This window comes from Stieleria sp. JC731, from assembly GCF_020966635.1.
Taxonomy (GTDB): Bacteria; Planctomycetota; Planctomycetia; order Pirellulales; family Pirellulaceae; genus Stieleria.
Map to the genome: position 1 here is coordinate 364,264 of NZ_JAJKFQ010000026.1, position 15,552 is coordinate 379,815.

10 protein-coding genes are annotated in these 15,552 nt (G+C 53.7%); 9 read left to right on the forward strand and 1 reads right to left on the reverse strand.

The genetic code is table 11. From position 1 onward, the window contains the following. The first annotated feature begins 454 nt into the window (after window positions 1–454). Window positions 455–1,132: a glycine zipper domain-containing protein gene (locus LOC67_RS24125; protein ID WP_230265404.1), complete on the forward strand. Its 678-nt coding sequence runs from the start codon at window positions 455–457 to the stop codon at window positions 1,130–1,132. Between the two features lie 247 nt (window positions 1,133–1,379). Here the strand turns inward: LOC67_RS24125 and LOC67_RS24130 are convergent, their stop codons facing one another. Beyond that, window positions 1,380–3,014: an ABC transporter permease subunit gene (locus LOC67_RS24130; protein ID WP_230265405.1), complete on the reverse strand. Its 1,635-nt coding sequence runs from the start codon at window positions 3,012–3,014 to the stop codon at window positions 1,380–1,382. Window positions 3,015–3,279: 265 nt separating this feature from the next. Here LOC67_RS24130 and LOC67_RS24135 point away from each other — a divergent pair, with 265 nt between their 5' ends. The 8 genes from LOC67_RS24135 to LOC67_RS24170 all read left to right on the forward strand — a co-directional run bounded on the left by LOC67_RS24135 (window position 3,280) and on the right by LOC67_RS24170 (window position 15,494). Next, window positions 3,280–5,700, forward strand: coding sequence for a hypothetical protein (locus LOC67_RS24135; protein ID WP_230265406.1), 2,421 nt, complete (start codon window positions 3,280–3,282; stop codon window positions 5,698–5,700). Between the two features lie 15 nt (window positions 5,701–5,715). After that, a complete protein-coding gene (locus tag LOC67_RS24140; protein ID WP_230265407.1) occupies window positions 5,716–6,642 on the forward strand; it encodes an ABC transporter ATP-binding protein in 927 nt (308 codons plus the stop codon). Next, window positions 6,639–9,311: a hypothetical protein gene (locus tag LOC67_RS24145; protein ID WP_230265408.1), complete on the forward strand. Its 2,673-nt coding sequence runs from the start codon at window positions 6,639–6,641 to the stop codon at window positions 9,309–9,311. Before LOC67_RS24140 ends, LOC67_RS24145 begins: the two co-directional genes overlap by 4 nt. 185 nt (window positions 9,312–9,496) lie before the next feature. Further along, window positions 9,497–10,402 carry a 4-hydroxy-tetrahydrodipicolinate synthase gene (gene dapA, locus LOC67_RS24150; protein ID WP_230265409.1) on the forward strand — a complete coding sequence of 302 codons (906 nt, stop codon included), beginning with the start codon at window positions 9,497–9,499 and terminating at the stop codon, window positions 10,400–10,402. A gap of 123 nt (window positions 10,403–10,525) precedes the next feature. Next, on the forward strand, window positions 10,526–11,158 hold the full coding sequence (locus tag LOC67_RS24155; RefSeq protein WP_230265410.1) for a sigma-70 family RNA polymerase sigma factor: 633 nt from the start codon (window positions 10,526–10,528) through the stop codon (window positions 11,156–11,158). Then, window positions 11,155–13,380, forward strand: a complete 2,226-nt coding sequence (locus tag LOC67_RS24160; protein WP_230265411.1) for a serine/threonine protein kinase — start codon at window positions 11,155–11,157, stop codon at window positions 13,378–13,380. The genes LOC67_RS24155 and LOC67_RS24160 overlap by 4 nt, the downstream gene beginning before the upstream one ends. A 164-nt stretch (window positions 13,381–13,544) precedes the next feature. Continuing rightward, window positions 13,545–14,690 carry a prenyltransferase/squalene oxidase repeat-containing protein gene (locus LOC67_RS24165; protein WP_230265412.1) on the forward strand — a complete coding sequence of 382 codons (1,146 nt, stop codon included), beginning with the start codon at window positions 13,545–13,547 and terminating at the stop codon, window positions 14,688–14,690. 15 nt (window positions 14,691–14,705) lie between these two features. Next, window positions 14,706–15,494 (forward strand): hypothetical protein, encoded by a 789-nt coding sequence (locus LOC67_RS24170; RefSeq protein WP_230265413.1) that lies wholly within the window; start codon window positions 14,706–14,708, stop codon window positions 15,492–15,494. The last annotated feature ends 58 nt before the right edge of the window (window positions 15,495–15,552 follow it).

The following is a 15,552-nucleotide window of genomic DNA, read 5'->3' on the forward strand; positions in this document are numbered from 1 at the left end:
ACGGAACCTTGGCTAATCAGCCTCCACGGTTTGGGGGGAGGCGGCCTAAGGCGATAGCGTTTCCCTTACCGCGACCTAATGAAGCATTCGTGGTGTGGAGGGGGCATACACGCGGCAACAGCTGAAACGCCAAGTCAAACCTTTCGCTGCCAAATTCGTGTCTGCGAAAAGGGTTTCAAGCCAGTTGCGTCGTTAGCACGTACGCCGGGTTGCAGGTGAGCAGGAGGTTTATGCGGGTTTTGCTACCCCGAGCAATTTGCATCTCGAAATTCGCCGATATACAGAATCAGACGCGCATTTTTCGACCAGGCATGGGGCTCTTTCCTGGTCCGTCTAGCTGGATGTCATGCGACGGGTTGGCCGCGATCACTTTTCAATTGACGGCGGCCAGTCATTTTTGATATTCCGGCGCTTTGAAATTCGATCCTCCTGCATTCGATCAGGGACCAGTCTGATGAAACCTTGTGTACGGTTCGGCTTTGCCGCGGTTCTGTGCCTTTCCACCATCCAAACAGCGATGGGACAGGCGAACAAGCAACGTGGTGTCGCGTTGGGTGGGCTTGCCGGCGCGATCGCAGGTGGCATCATTGGCGACCATAATGATGAAGCAGGTGCGGGAGCTGCCATCGGTGGTGTCGTCGGCGCGGTTGCCGGTGGCATCCTGGGAAACGCGGCTGACAAAGAAGCTCAGATCCAACAACAGCGTTCCGCCTACTACCACGCTCAGCAGCAACAAGCCGCGGCTCAGCAGCAGGCGATCGCAATGCAATCCGCGGTTACTCTGCAAGACGTCATCAGCATGAGCCGTTCAGGTCTAAGCGACCAAGTGATCATGAACCAAGTCCGCCAACGCGGCTTCATTGGCAAGATCAGCGTCAGTGACATCATCGCATTGCATCAACAAGGTGTCAGCGAGAACGTGATCACAGCATTGCAATCAGCGAACACGTCACCTGCGCCCGTTCAGGTTTCGCGTCCGGCTCCAGTGCAGCCATCGCCAGTTGTGATTGAGCGCCATTATCAACAGCCTTCGCCGGTCATCATCGAAGAGCACGTATTGCGGTCCTATCCTCGCCCACACTACTACCATCATCATCGTGGTGGTCGAGGTTCGTTCTACATCTATCACTGATCATCAATCAACTGACAGACAAACAGCGAAACGCTGCAGCCTCCATACTGAGGGTTGCAGCGTTTTTTTTATGGACTGATCCGTGGCTAAATATGATCCAATGGCCACTACGCATTGCCCATGCTGGACCATTCAATTGTCGGCCTGCGGGATTGATCGCTTACAAAGTGGCATTGGACGCCAAAGTGCCAGCGGGGAAGAATGCTGCATACAGGCAGTGTAGGGCAACAATCGAGAGACACAGCTGCTAGCCGTCTGATAGGCCTTTTCTTCCCCGCAGTCGAACCAGCATTGCTGCTGAGGCGGCTAGCACGAGGATTGCGCTGAAAACGAAGTAACCGATGACACCGCTAACGAAACCATCGTTTACAAGCTTGTTATCGGGGACAAGGTCTTCGTTCAATGGAAGCCAAAACAACGTCGAAAATGGACTCGTGACCCCAGTCCAGTCGATGTTCGTGATCGTTTCGTCCGGCATGTTCAGCATCCGAGTGACGATGGACAGGGATGGCGGGACAACGTACAGCAGTAACAAGACAGCATAAGTCGTCAACAATGCGATCGAAGTCTTGCGGGCGAACATTGAACATGTCAGCGCCACGACACAATTGACCAAACAAACCACTCCGACAATCAAGAACATCAGTCCGACCGAAATCAGGTTCGACCAAAACGCAGTGTTCAGTGCCGCGCCCAACAGCAGCGGCCAAAGCAGGAAACCTGTCAGAACAAGCGAGATACGGAATCGGACGATGAACTTGCCCCACAGAATCTGGACCGGCGACAACGGAGTGGTCAGAAGCAAATCCAGGGTCTGACGCTCTCGTTCGCTGGTAATACTACCGGCTAAAAACGACGGACCGACCAGCATGTTGAAAACGATGACGTAAACGCAAAACCAGGGTGCTTGATGCTGTTGGAAGAACAAGAAATAACCCATCATCGGGATCGCTAGCAGGATGCTGATCTGGATGACCAGACGCAACATCAACGTCCCTTGGCTAAAGATCTCGCTGTGGAGTTCCTTGTCGTAGACCGGGTTGGCACCATCGGCCATCATCTCGTCTTTCTTTGGCGGCGCAAACAAACGATCGGGAAATTGGTCAGGCTGAATCACAAGTCCGACTGCTTCTTCGGCCTCCTTCTCCAGGTCGATCACTTCTTTGCCTTCGCTGCCGACATCAGGTGGATAAAGCATCCGGCCTGCCGCAGCGGAACCCATCAAAATCACAGCGGTCAGTCCAAAAGCAGGGAAGACCACGGTGGCAATTCGAAGACGCAAGTATCCGTCGTCACCCAGGGATGCCCAAAACACACAGGCACCGATGACCAGCGGCAAAATTGCGAGATAGCTGACGACAAGGGCGCTACTTGTTCGAGGAAAGTAACTGCTGCACAACACGCCGATCGCTCCGAACAAGACCACCGAAACGATCAGGCCGAAGTAGGCCGCAAGCACCTCATACACGTGGACGCCACCCAAAGGCAGGCATAGCACAATGATCGGCAGCGACCCGATAATCAACATGCCCAGGTGGGTTAACGAAGCCACCATTTTCCCCAGCACAACGGCGCCCGGACGCAGGGGACTGGCAAGCAGCATCTCGTACGTTTTGCGTTCCTTCTCCCCCGCGATCGTTCCGGCAGCAAAGCTTGGCGCCATCAACGATGCGATCACATATTGGCCCAGAAAGAACAGGTTCACCAACTTGGTTGCCGAAGGCGGAGTACTGGTCAGGTCCAGACGCTGATCGTTGGGCCAAGCGGCGATCACGACCGTCGCGAGAAGCAATTGGTACAATCCCAATAACACAAAGGCTCGCTTGGTGCGAAGGTTGACAAGCAACTCTCGCTGCAGCACAGGATTCTCAAGGATGTACATCAGCCGCTACGATTATTTCCACTGGTTTCCCTACGGACAGCCGAGTAATCGACTGCTTCCGTCTTAGCATGACGCCATTGTAGCAATCTGCAACCGAGACACCGGCAGCCGTATCGTTGTTGAATAGACAAAATTACTTTAACGTAGCCACTACTTCGCCCCGACTTGGTGCCTACTCGCCTAGAATAACTTTTGCGATCGGGACGCATGCGTTGCCGATTGACCGAATGACTACTCGATTTACTCTTCGCGACTGATCTCTCGAATGCCGCGATTCGCGTTTTATCTCTACATCCTGCTGACCGTTCCCCTAATCGTTGGATGCGAGGGATGTCGCCAGGTTTCGACGTCCGGCGGACCGTCCGAAAACGACAAGGCACCTAAAGAGGCATATTCGGTCGGAGCGACACTCGGTTATCCGGCTGATCAGAATGCTACTTTTGGAGCTTTGAAGCCCGGGCACTGGATGAGCGCCGAACAATCGTTGCGCAGTAATCAAGGTGACCAACGTGGCGAGCTTCATACGCAAGCGACGGCTATCCTGCGTGACCGTGACTTAAATCAAATCGGCACCGTCAATTCGATCAAGACGGTGCGTCCGGTTGTGTTGCCCGAAGGCCAGATGCGAGGGTTCGATTTCCGCTTTCACGTTCCCTTACCGTCTTCTGAATCGTCACGCCGAATCAGCTTGTCAAGCCGTATGGTCCCGAGCAGTGGTGGGATCCTTGATACCGGTGGCCAACCCTTCGTCGCACTCGATGCAAGCGAATACTTCTTCGTCGTTTTGACAACTCGTCCCGATCGTTTCACCCGTTTTCAGACGGCAAACTGGGCCAGCTTTCAGTCCGGCAATGTCGATCGTGAAGTTCGCTACAACAATTACCGCGTCGTCGTTCCGAAAGTTGACGGGAGCATTCTGCCATTGCCCGACACGATGTTGGATATGAGCAGCTTCGCGGTGATTTTCTGGGACGACGTTTCCGCCGACGCGTTGACCCCGATGCAACAGTCTGCGATCGCTGATTGGGTTCGGTTTGGCGGCCGTTTTATTATCAACGGTGCCGATGGCAGCGACGCGGTGGCAAACACATCGCTGCTGGAACTGATGCCGCTCGAACCGACCAGCAATATTGAGTTGGATGGAAAATCCGCAGCCGAGATGATGGAGAACCACTCTGTCGAATCTGACCGCTCCCTGGCCAAGCAAAGAAACTTGGTGCTTTCTGAATCGAGCCGCATCGCAGTCGATGGGCGTCTGAACTCTGGTGCTGAACCCCTCGAAGGCACGGCATCACTGGTTCTGAGAAAGCCGTTCGGCAGAGGCGCCGTCATTCAGCCACGATTTGATCTACTCGACAGCTGGATTCAAGATTGGGAATCCTATGACAGCTTCGTCAACAATGTCATCCTGAACCGGCCGGCTCGAAACTTTGTTGTTTCGCAGTCCGCACCATCGTTCTCTGACGGTGTTGGTAGCTTGGACGAAAATGAAGTCTTTCCGGAGGATCTGGAACTGACATTCACCGGAACGCGAATCGGTTCTGACGCCGCGGCAAACACACAGTTTCGCTTGTCCAGTCGAGACGCGATCCTTTCGCAGCTTGACAATCAACAGGGTGAATCAAAAGAAGCGGGAAGCATCTTCGACCGGACATATCGAGTTGACGGGGTCGGGGGCCTGGCAAGCTGGAACGATAACAGCGATATCATGCAACAAATGACGGACACATTGACCAGTGAAGCGGGGATCGAGATTCCTGATTCGGCGTTGGTTATTCGATCATTGTTGATCTACTTGATTGTCTTGGTGCCGATCAACTACATCGTTTTTCGACTGATGAATCGACTCGAATACGCCTGGTTTGCAGTGCCGGTCATCGCGGTGATTGGTGCGGCTTTGGCAGCCCGACAAGCGCGATTGGATATCGGGTTTGCACGCAGTAATACCGAAATCGCATTTGCCGAGGTTTACGCCGGATATCCAAGAGCCCACCTGACTCGATTGATGGGGATCTATAATTCGTTGAGCAGTCGATACGAGTTGCAATTCCCAACGGCTGACGGGATAGCGATGCCCTTGATTGATGAAGTTGATCCAGGTACTGGCATTCAACCTGCGTTTCATGTTTCCTTCGCCGAGGGTCCCGCACTTGTCGATTTTGCCGTCGCCAGTAACCGAATGCGTTTTGTGCACTGCGAAGAGATGGTTGATTTGGGTGGCAAGGTCACGTTCAGCAATGATGAACTGGTCAACGATTCCGATCACGAACTGATGGACGGAGTCGTCGTGCGACGCGGACCTGACGGACGCACCGAGGCTGCGGTGATCGGATCACTTTCGCAAGGTGAATCAACTGCCGTCAACTACGTGCCGATTAATCAGATCAGCCCGACGGTCGATTTGCCCTTGAAAATCGACGCATTGATGCAGCGGTTGATCGCAAAGGACTCTCTTCCGTTGGATTCGACACGATTGGTTTGCCGAATCGAAGGTCGCATTGATGGGCTAAATATCAGTCCCAGTGCTAGCCAAAGCATCACGCAAACAGTCATGCTGGTTCATTTGGAACAGCCCCCGTTCCCCACGCTCGAAACCGATCGCAACCTCGCTTCATCTTTCGCCAGATCGGTTAAAGCCAAAGACGTTGCCGAAACGCCATCCGGCACTGACGACACGAAAAACTAGCCACGACGATAATCGATGATCACACTGACCGGATTCGGAAAAGACTACGGCGATTTCACCGCGGTTCAGTCACTTGATCTGCACATCGATGCAGGCGAAACGTTTGGCTTCATCGGTCCCAACGGAGCCGGAAAGAGCACAACGATTCGATTTCTGGCGACCTTGTTGCGGGCAACGCGTGGATGCGGCGAAGTCGCTGGCTGCGACGTGATGGCGGATCCAGTTGGCGTCCGTCAGGCGGTTGGGTACATGCCGGATAACTTCGGCGTTTATGACGGAATGCGGGTTTGGGAGTTTCTCGATTTCTTTGCCGTGGCCTATCGCATCGGTCGAAAGGATCGCAAACAAATCATCGACAATGTTTTGGAATTGCTGGACCTGACACATAAGCGTGATGACTTTGTCAACGGTTTATCACGTGGTATGAAACAACGCCTTTGTCTGGCCAAAACGCTTGTTCATGACCCGCCGGTTTTGATTCTTGACGAACCGGCTAGCGGTCTCGATCCACGTGCCCGCGTCGAAGTCAAAGAGCTGCTCAAAGAACTGCGGCGAATGGGAAAAACGATCCTAATCAGCAGCCACATCCTGACGGAGTTGGCAGACTGCTGCACCTCGATCGGAATCATCGAGCGCGGTCAGCTGTTGATGCACGGGCCGATCGATCAGGTCTACCGTCAAATTCGCCGGAATCGCCACGTCGAGATTCAATTTGTAAAAGGCAAAGAGGCTGGGCTGTCGATCTTGCGAAGTTCACCACACTTGCGTTCGATCGAGGAAGCGCCAAGCTATGTGTTGGCAGAGTTGGAAACCGATGACGAAGGCTTAGCTGAACTGATGGAGGCGATGATCGCCGAAGGGGTCCGGATGCGAAGCTTCAATGATCGGGCTCCAACTTTGGAAGATGTGTTTATGACGGTAACCAAAGGTCTTGTGACGTGAAGCCCCGGATCTCGGGAATCCAGATCGCGGGAGTTGCGTTCGTTGTTGGGGTTATCCTGGCAACGGTTTCTCCGCTTCTGTCCGGCAAGCGAATCGCGTTTCGCGATTCCAGTCATTTCTACCTGCCGCTCTATGAGTACGTCGCAAAACGGACGCAGCATGAATGGATGCCGCTTTGGAATCCCCTAGATCAAACAGGGATCCCATTAATCGGCGAGTCCTCCACTGCAGTTCTATACCCGGTACGACATTTGGCATATTCGCTGCCAATTTCGCCGGAAGCAGCTCTGAATGCGTACCTGATCTTTCATCTATTGTTGGCAAGTGCCGGCGCCGGATGGCTGGCCCGCAGATGGTCGATGACGTCCCTCGGGGTTGCGGCTGCAAGCTTGGTTTACCCCTTGTCTGGAAGCGTACTCGGGTTGATGTCTAACCCGCCATTCTTGGTCGGGGCCGCGTACCTGCCGTGGGCATTGTCATGGTTGCTGGGGCCGGCACCTTGCTCTCAGATGCAAAAACGAAAACGCACGGCAGCTTGGTTGCGGAGCATTTGCTTTGGCGGGGCTTCGCTGGCGATGATGGTACTTGGCGGAGACCCACAAACCGCATTACATGTTGTCCTGGTATGTGGCTTCCTGTCGTTTGTGCAGAGTTTCAAAAAGCAGTGCCGCAAAACGATATCGGATGATGCCAACAGTCAGGCTATTACTAAGCAATCAAAGGGCGGCTATTGGCAACGGCTTTTTCGGCAACAAACGCAGTTAGTTTCTGCATGTTGTTTGGCTGCCCTGATAGCCGCACCGCAGATCGCCGCGTCATGGCATTGGAGCCGCCAAAGTGATCGAGCGAGTTCGGCAACTGAACGAGTCGATTTGTATGACTTTTCGGTACCACCGTGGCACTTGGCGGAACTCATTTCACCACGTCCATTTGGACATCCATTTCCAATCAACCTGCGAATTTCGAAGCTGATTCCTGGTGACGGAAGGATGTGGACCCCCAGCCTATACGCCGGGTTCATCGTCGGCTTCGCTTTGATCTGTCGCCTGCTGTTTCGCCGGTCCGAAGCGACGGACCCGTTTGCGATGTTGGCGGTCATCGCGATGCTGTTGTCGTTTGGACATTTCGGACTCGTTTGGCTGTTGCAACAACTGCCTGGAACGCTACAGGATACAAACAGCGCTGCCGGAGGTCTCTACTGGGCGCTCTGTCAAATCGTGCCGGGCTACGAGAGCTTTCGATATCCGGCAAAGTGGTTGCCTGTGTTTGCGATCGCGGCATCGATGGTAACGGGACGATGGTTGTCAACTTTCCAAATGAGCCACTTTAGAATCAAACGTGAACGGTCATTGTTGCTAGCTCTGGCAGGCCTATTACTAGTTTCCGTTGGTGCGATTCAATTCGCCAGCTGGTATTGGACTCAGCAAGCTCTAGCACACAAAGTTCCTGTTCCACGTGACGAGTACTGGGGGCCGCTCAACATTGCGTTGGCAATTCAACTCATTCGCACATCATTGCTTTGGTCGCTGTTGATGCTTCTTGGCGTTCTGTGGCTTACAAAACCAAAGTCCGCAACGAGCCAAAGTGGTTCAAGCCGTGCCCGTCCATATTTTGTATCGGCGGCTTGGTTGACTTTGATCGCAGTCGATTGCGCCTTTAGCGGCTACAACTTAATTCCCATGGTGTCGATCGAGCGTGAAAGGCAAGTTGCCAATCAAATTACGCCACCAAAGGTGCCATCAACTCGAGCGTTACGGACTCAAAAGGACAATGACGCAGGCGTTTGGCCTGAGGGTTGGCGCGGTTCAGATTCGCCAAATCGTGCACTTCAAGTTGCCGCAAGTGAACGCGTCGCGTGGTTCGGACGGTGGCATCTTGCGGACAACCAAGCGGTGCTAAACAGCATGGTTTCGATCAAGAGCAAACACTGGTCGGACTTTTGGAAAGAGGCCAATGAGGTGTTGCCCGCGTTAACTGCAAGCGAACGTGATCGATTTTGGCGATCGCTACAGCAATGGCTTGCCGTCGATGCGATATCCCAAGTGGATGGTCGAAAGTCGATGGCAGCGGACGGTTTGGCATATGTCTTCGTCACGCGACGCAAAATCAACAGTCAACCAATGGCACGATTGGCAACGAATTGGCAACAGGCCACAACGATGAACGCTCTGGTTCACGATTTGGCTCTCGGCGATGTCACGACCGTACCTAGGCTGAACGATCCAGCTCCTGAGCCTGAAAAGCGATCGGCGGGAAATGGGCAGCTTCAAGGTGGCAATGTTAACTCACAGTCGGACGGCGAACCCGATCGCCCAAAGGATTGTCAACTGACGCAGATCAACAATCACCATTTCCGCGTCACCAACGATGTTACGTGTTTGCTGGTGCGAAGCATATTCCAAGACGGAAACTGGACGGCCACAATTAGGTCGCTGGGTGGATCCGAAGCTGAGGACAGGGGTGAAGAACGCTTTGTTGAAGTCCTGCAAAGTAGCTTTCTAAACCAGGCCGTCCAGGTTCCACCGGGAGATTGGGAAGTCGAATTCACTTACCGGCCTTTTTGGAAAGGACCTTCGTTGGTAGCCAGCTGTCTAGGCGTGGCAATTTTCTCGATCGGGATGCTTAGCTCCGTTGCCATCTCGCGATCGGCCAAAAAAATGTCGCCTTAGCGAGTCATCGAAGGTTCGCTGGACGGTGCGTCGTAAAAATTCGGCGGATTGTCGCGCGAATTGTGGCGTTGGGAGAAGGTCTTTTCCGAATGCTGAAAACTCGGTGATTGTTGATTTTGCCGATGCCCGTTACGCTACGGCAATTGAATCGCGAACTCAATTTCGACCAACTCAAGGAATTTTTGATGACTGCTCGGCGTGGATCTGATTTTGCCGGCCTGTCCGTCGCCATTGTGACGCCGTTTAAAGATGGTGAAGTCGACTACGATCGATTGAAAGAGCAGATCGAATTCCAAATCGATGCCGGCACGCGGTGCTTGGTCCCCGTTGGGACGACTGGGGAATCCCCCACGCTAACACACGACGAACACGAACGCGTGATCGCCGAAACGATTCAGTGTGCCGCTGGGCGAGTGAAGGTGATGGCGGGCACGGGCAGCAACAGCACTGCCGAAGCACTGCGTTTGACTCAGCGAGCTGCGAAAGAAGGTGCAGACGCGACATTGCAGGTCGCACCTTACTACAACAAGCCGACACAAGAAGGTTTTTATCAGCACTTCAAAGCTGTAGCTGAAGCGGTCGACATCCCAGTTTGTGTCTACAACATTCCAGGTCGGACCGGAAAGGAAATTGACGTTTCCACAATCCAGCGACTGAGCGAACTGCCTGGTATCACGATGGTCAAAGAGGCCACAGGCAAGTTGGATCAGTGCTCGGCAATTGTCGGGACAACGGACCTAACCGTCTTGAGTGGCGACGATTCATTGACGCTGCCGATGATGAGTGTCGGTGCTGAAGGCATCATCTCCGTCGCTGGCAACTTGGTTCCTTCGGACATGATCAAATTGGTCAATGCTGCCGCAGCTGGGGATCTGCCAACCGCTCAGGCGATGCACCATAAACTGTTCGGCCTCTGTTCGAACATGCTTGGATTGGCAACGAACCCAATCCCTGTCAAAGCCGCAATGCGGATGGTCGGTCGCGACAGTGGTGACCTGCGTTTGCCGATGACGCCTCTTGATGAGGCCTCGGAAGTCAAACTTCAAGAAACACTGTTGGCTTATGGCTTGGCCAGCGCAGCGGGCGTTTGAGATCCAAACGGCGCTCGAGTGGTAGCCGCCCACAGAACTCATGAAGTCAATGTAGAATGCAGGGTAACTCATCGGCCCTGCTTTTCGAATTTCATGACCTAGGTTCCAGCGATGACGTCTCCAATGAATGCCGAATCTGAATCAGGGGACGCTGATTCAGGGGGCATCGAACGCCTGATCGAACTGGCGCGCCAAGGTGACAGTCGCTCGCTTGGTGAGCTGTTGACCTTCTATCGAAAATACCTCGTCTTCTTGGCAAGGACTCAAGTCCACGAGCATCTTCAGGTCAAAGCCGACCCTTCCGACCTTGCTCAAGAAGTCTGCTTGGCGGCCCACGGAAGCATCGGCGAATTTCGCGGTCAATCGGCGGAAGAATTCGCCGGATGGCTACGTGGAATTCTTTCCAACGTGCTCGCAATGCATGTCCGTCGGTACTTAGGCACTCAGAAACGAGATGCCCGTTTGGAGCAGAGCCTGAATCAGAGCTTAACGGGTGCGTCTCGCTTTCTGCATTCGCAAATCGCAGCCGACATGACTTCACCAAGCGGCAAATTTGCACGTGAAGAAAGCTTTTTGGAATTGGCAGCCGCAATTGAAAACCTACCGGAGGACTACCGACAGGTCATCGTTCTTCGTCACGTCGAAGCATTGCCCTTTGCTGACGTCGCCAAAGAAATGGGCCGGACGGTTAACAGCGTTGAAAAACTTTGGGTTCGAGCGCTCGCTAAACTTCGCGTTTCGGTTGGTGACCAATGAACGCGTTCGACGAAACTGACGCAGAAGACCCTCTTGTCGCAGCAGTCAAATCTTTCACCGCTGCGATGGAAGCCGGTCAGCAGGTATCGATCGATTCATTCGTCGGTCGGCATCCAGAGATCGCAGACGAACTGCGACCTGCACTTGAAGGCTTGCTGCTGCTACAGGGGGCCGGTGCGACTGTTTCGCCACAGCCGGAATCGAACGACCAAGAATTTATCGGCAAGCCGGTCGGTGATTTTCAAATCGTTTCCGAACTCGGTCGTGGAGGCATGGGAATTGTTTACGAGGCGACGCAGCTTTCTTTAGGACGCCGAGTCGCGTTAAAAGTTCTGCCGTTTGCCAGTGGGTTGGACGAAGTCCGTTTGCAGCGTTTTCGTAACGAAGCGCATGCCGCTGCGGCGCTGCACCACACTAACATCGTTCCGGTCTATGCCGTCGGAAGCGATCGCGGGGTTCACTACTATGCGATGCAATTGATCGACGGCGAGACGCTTGCAGAAGTCATAAGAATGCTTCGGCTTGATCGAACATCCAAGACCGATTCGACGGACGATTCTCGGCCGACACGCTCGACAACCCAAACAGCCTTTTCCACCGGGCACCATCGTCGCTCCCATTATCGACGTGTGGTCAAAATGGTCGTCGAGGCGGCGATCGCAATTGAACATGCCCATACCTACGGCGTCATCCATCGTGATATCAAGCCCGGGAACTTGATACGCGACCACGTTGGGAAAATTTGGGTAACGGATTTTGGCTTGGCGCAGGTCGAAAGCGATGCGTCTCACTTGACACGTACCGGTGACCCGATGGGGACATTGCGGTACATGAGCCCGGAACAAGCATCCGGCAACCGCATGTCGTTGGATCATCGAACGGATATCTATTCTCTAGGAACAACGCTCTACGAATTGTTGGTGTTGCAACCGGCTTTTCAAAGTGAAAACTATCGGACGCTGCTCAATGCAGTTGTCGAAAAAGAGCCACCAGCTCTTTCGACGATCGACGATCACATTCCCGAGGAATTGAGTACGATCGTTCGAAAAGCGATGGCCAAGCTGCCAGCCGAACGCTACCAAACTGCGACTGCTTTTGCGGAAGATCTGCAGCTATGGCTCGACGACAAGCCCATCAATGCGAAACCGCCAACGATCATTGAACGGGCAAACAAGTGGCGCCGCCGCAATAGCGGTTTGGTCACTGCCGCCGGTATCGTCTGGCTTGTAAGTACGATCGTGCTTGCGGGTACAACCGGCTTCATCTGGCGACAGCAGAGAATCACCAAGATGGCGTTAGACGCTCAGACAAGCGAGCGTCTTCGTGCCGAAGCGAACTTTGCACAGGCTCGTGCGGTTGTTGACACGTTTAGCGAGCTAAGCGAACAGGAGCTTGCCTATCGGCCTGACACACAGGACTTGCGGAGGCAGTTTTTGGAAACTTCGCTTGGCTTTTACCAGGAGCTGTTAGCACAAAGTTCCTCGGATACGGATCTTTCGAAAAAAATCGAACTGACCGCCGCTAAGGTAGAACGACTCGTCGACGAATTGACCGTCCTAGAAAACATCCAGCCGATGTTGATGTTGGCCGACCCTCACGTCGATCACGCACTGGGACTCTCGGACGAATCGACCGATCGATTGGTGGCAGCGGTCGATGAATTCCGACTGCAACGGGAGCAACTTGCCAATCAGCATGTCGGCGGATTGCTTTCAGACAACCCTGCAATTTCATCGATGTTGCGCGACTTTGACCAACAGGTTCGTTCCTATCTCGATGAGAGCCAGCTTCGTCGATTAAGGCAAATCCACCGACAACGTTGGCTGCCATTCACTTTTAAAACTCGGGAAGTAGTTCAGACGCTTGGCATCACTCGCGAACAGGTGGTGCAGATCAATCGAATCATCGAAGAGACACGTCCCAGTCGGACGCGGGGCAGTCGAAACCCATTCCGACCGGAGCTTCCATTCATGCCTCCAGGTGGCGGAGGCGAACCGCCGGAACCACCAAATCGCAACCGCCGCAACCCAGATCGTGGTTCACAGGAATCTTCAGGGGGACCATCGCTTCGACCCTCGCAAGGACCACCAGCGGGCACCGAAATCACCGTCCGCGAGATCAAAAAGATTTTGACGGATGAGCAGCGAAAGATTTGGAATGAACTTGTTGGGGAACCCTTCGATTTTGGCCGAACGCCGACTCCTGCGATCCCTCGATCGTAAGTCCGGTACGTATCTTTTGAGACTCTTCATAGGGGCAGTCTGCGTCAATCCAGAAGTTTTTCCGACGCATTGGAACGATGCCTGCAACAGTTGATGAAGGTCAATGCTCTTTAAAGTTTGACCTTTAAAACTAAGCAAATTCGTTCACTTCTGGATCCACATTCATGACTCGACGCTGGAATTTTGATCGCTCACGGCGGATTATTGTTCTCCTCGGCTTCGCCACACTACTGCCTTCTGTTGCTCGGTCTCACGAAAAATCGCCCTCGAAAATTTCGTCGCAGACGAAACAAAAAGAGCTAGTCGACAAGGGCCTGCAATATCTCGCTGGCGAAGGGCAAGACGACAACGGCATGTTTTCGTCTCGCGTTGGTCCTGGGGTTACTGCACTCGCGGTGACTGCGGCGCTGCGCAACGGTCGCGACCGAGATGACGCGTTGGTTGCAAGTGGCTTGAAGGCTTTAGAAAGTTTCGTCCATCCCGATGGCGGGATCTATGGCAACGGTCGTTTGAAAAACTACGAGACATGCGTCGCCATGGTCGCGTTTTCAGAAGCGAATAGCGACGGCAAGTACAACGACCTTTTGATGAAAGCGAAGGAGTTCGTCACGGGAGTTCAATACGGTAAAGCTGATCGTGACGCGTCCGATCCATGGTACGGAGGCTCCAGCTACGGCGGCAGCGGACGCCCCGACCTATCGAACACGGGGTACTTGATCGAAGCGTTGCATAGCATGGAAACGAGTTCCAACGATCCGGCGATCCAAGCAGCGCTCGCTTTCGTCTCTCGATCACAGAATTTGAATTCTAAGTTCAATGACACACAGTTCGCTGACAAAGTGGATGACGGCGGATTCTACTACGAGATACCGACTGAAAAAATTGATCCGAGCACTTCCGAAGAACGATACACCGCCAACGGTGGACTTCGCAGCTACGGATCGATGTCTTACACCGGCCTTAAGAGCATGATCTATGCAGGCCTGACCGACAAAGATCCTCGCGTGAAAGCCGCCGTTCAATGGGTTAGCGATCATTACGATGTGACCAGCAATCCGGGAATGGGTTCCGCCGGTCTGTACTACTACTATCACACGTTCGCCGCAGGATTAGATGCGGCGGGACTTTCCGAAGTCACAGATGCTGACGGTGTTAAACACGACTGGCGAGCTGATTTGGTCAACGAATTGGCTAAGCGACAAAACGACGATGGTAGCTGGAGCAATGAAAACCGTCGGTGGTTCGAAAACGATAAGAACCTAGCAACAGCGTTTGCTCTGCTCGCACTCTCACACGCAAAGTCCGAGTAGGCAGTTGAGGCTGGCATGAATAGAGCAGCAAATCCTAAACTTGAACGAACGCCGAGCAAGAATTGCTACGCAAGATTGCTCTGGTCAATCTCGTTTGGGATGTTGCTGCTTTTCATCGTCTGGTTGCTGGCAGATCCGTATGCTGAACCAACGATCGTGATCGTTCGCAACGGAATAGGGGCGGCAAACGTCCACGCAACACTCGGGCAGTTGCTTATCGAAGTAGGCCGTTTACGCGTTTGGTGCATCGGAATCGCCGCGGGTCTACTTATTGCGTTGTCGTCGCTATGCACCACACTAGTGGTTGTCAGGCAACGCTATTCACTTCGGCAGTTGTTGACTGGGACCGCGTTGATTGGAGCCTGGTGCGCGGCGATCGTCGGAGCACAGCAAATCACATGGACCGGAAAACGGTTTCGAGCCGCTTCTCGACTGAATTCTCTTGATCGACTTGCGGAATCCCTTGAAAGTGATTGGCCTAAATCGGACGGCGAAATCGAAGGCTTGGGACCCTTCAATGCCTATCCCGCGGTTCGCCCATCCGTCCTTCTTTTGCTGACGCCCTATCCATTGCCCGGGACGCAGACCGTTGTCGCGGCGATCGAACGGTCTCCGAACGGGATTTTGCGATTCCAACTCGGCGGAGAGGACGGTGGTGATTGGATCGAGTGGCACGGAGGGGCGAGTCGTCCTCGCAGCTTTACCGGCGGGCTTCAAGAGGACTATCAGCTGCAACAATTTAGCCCCATTGCGCCGGATTGGTATTTGGTTCGCTACAGCGATCCCAGCCATCATCCAGGTTGACCCCTGCCGGAGGCGGATTAGTCTTTAGCTCTGGATGATGCTAAGCAACCCGCCCAAT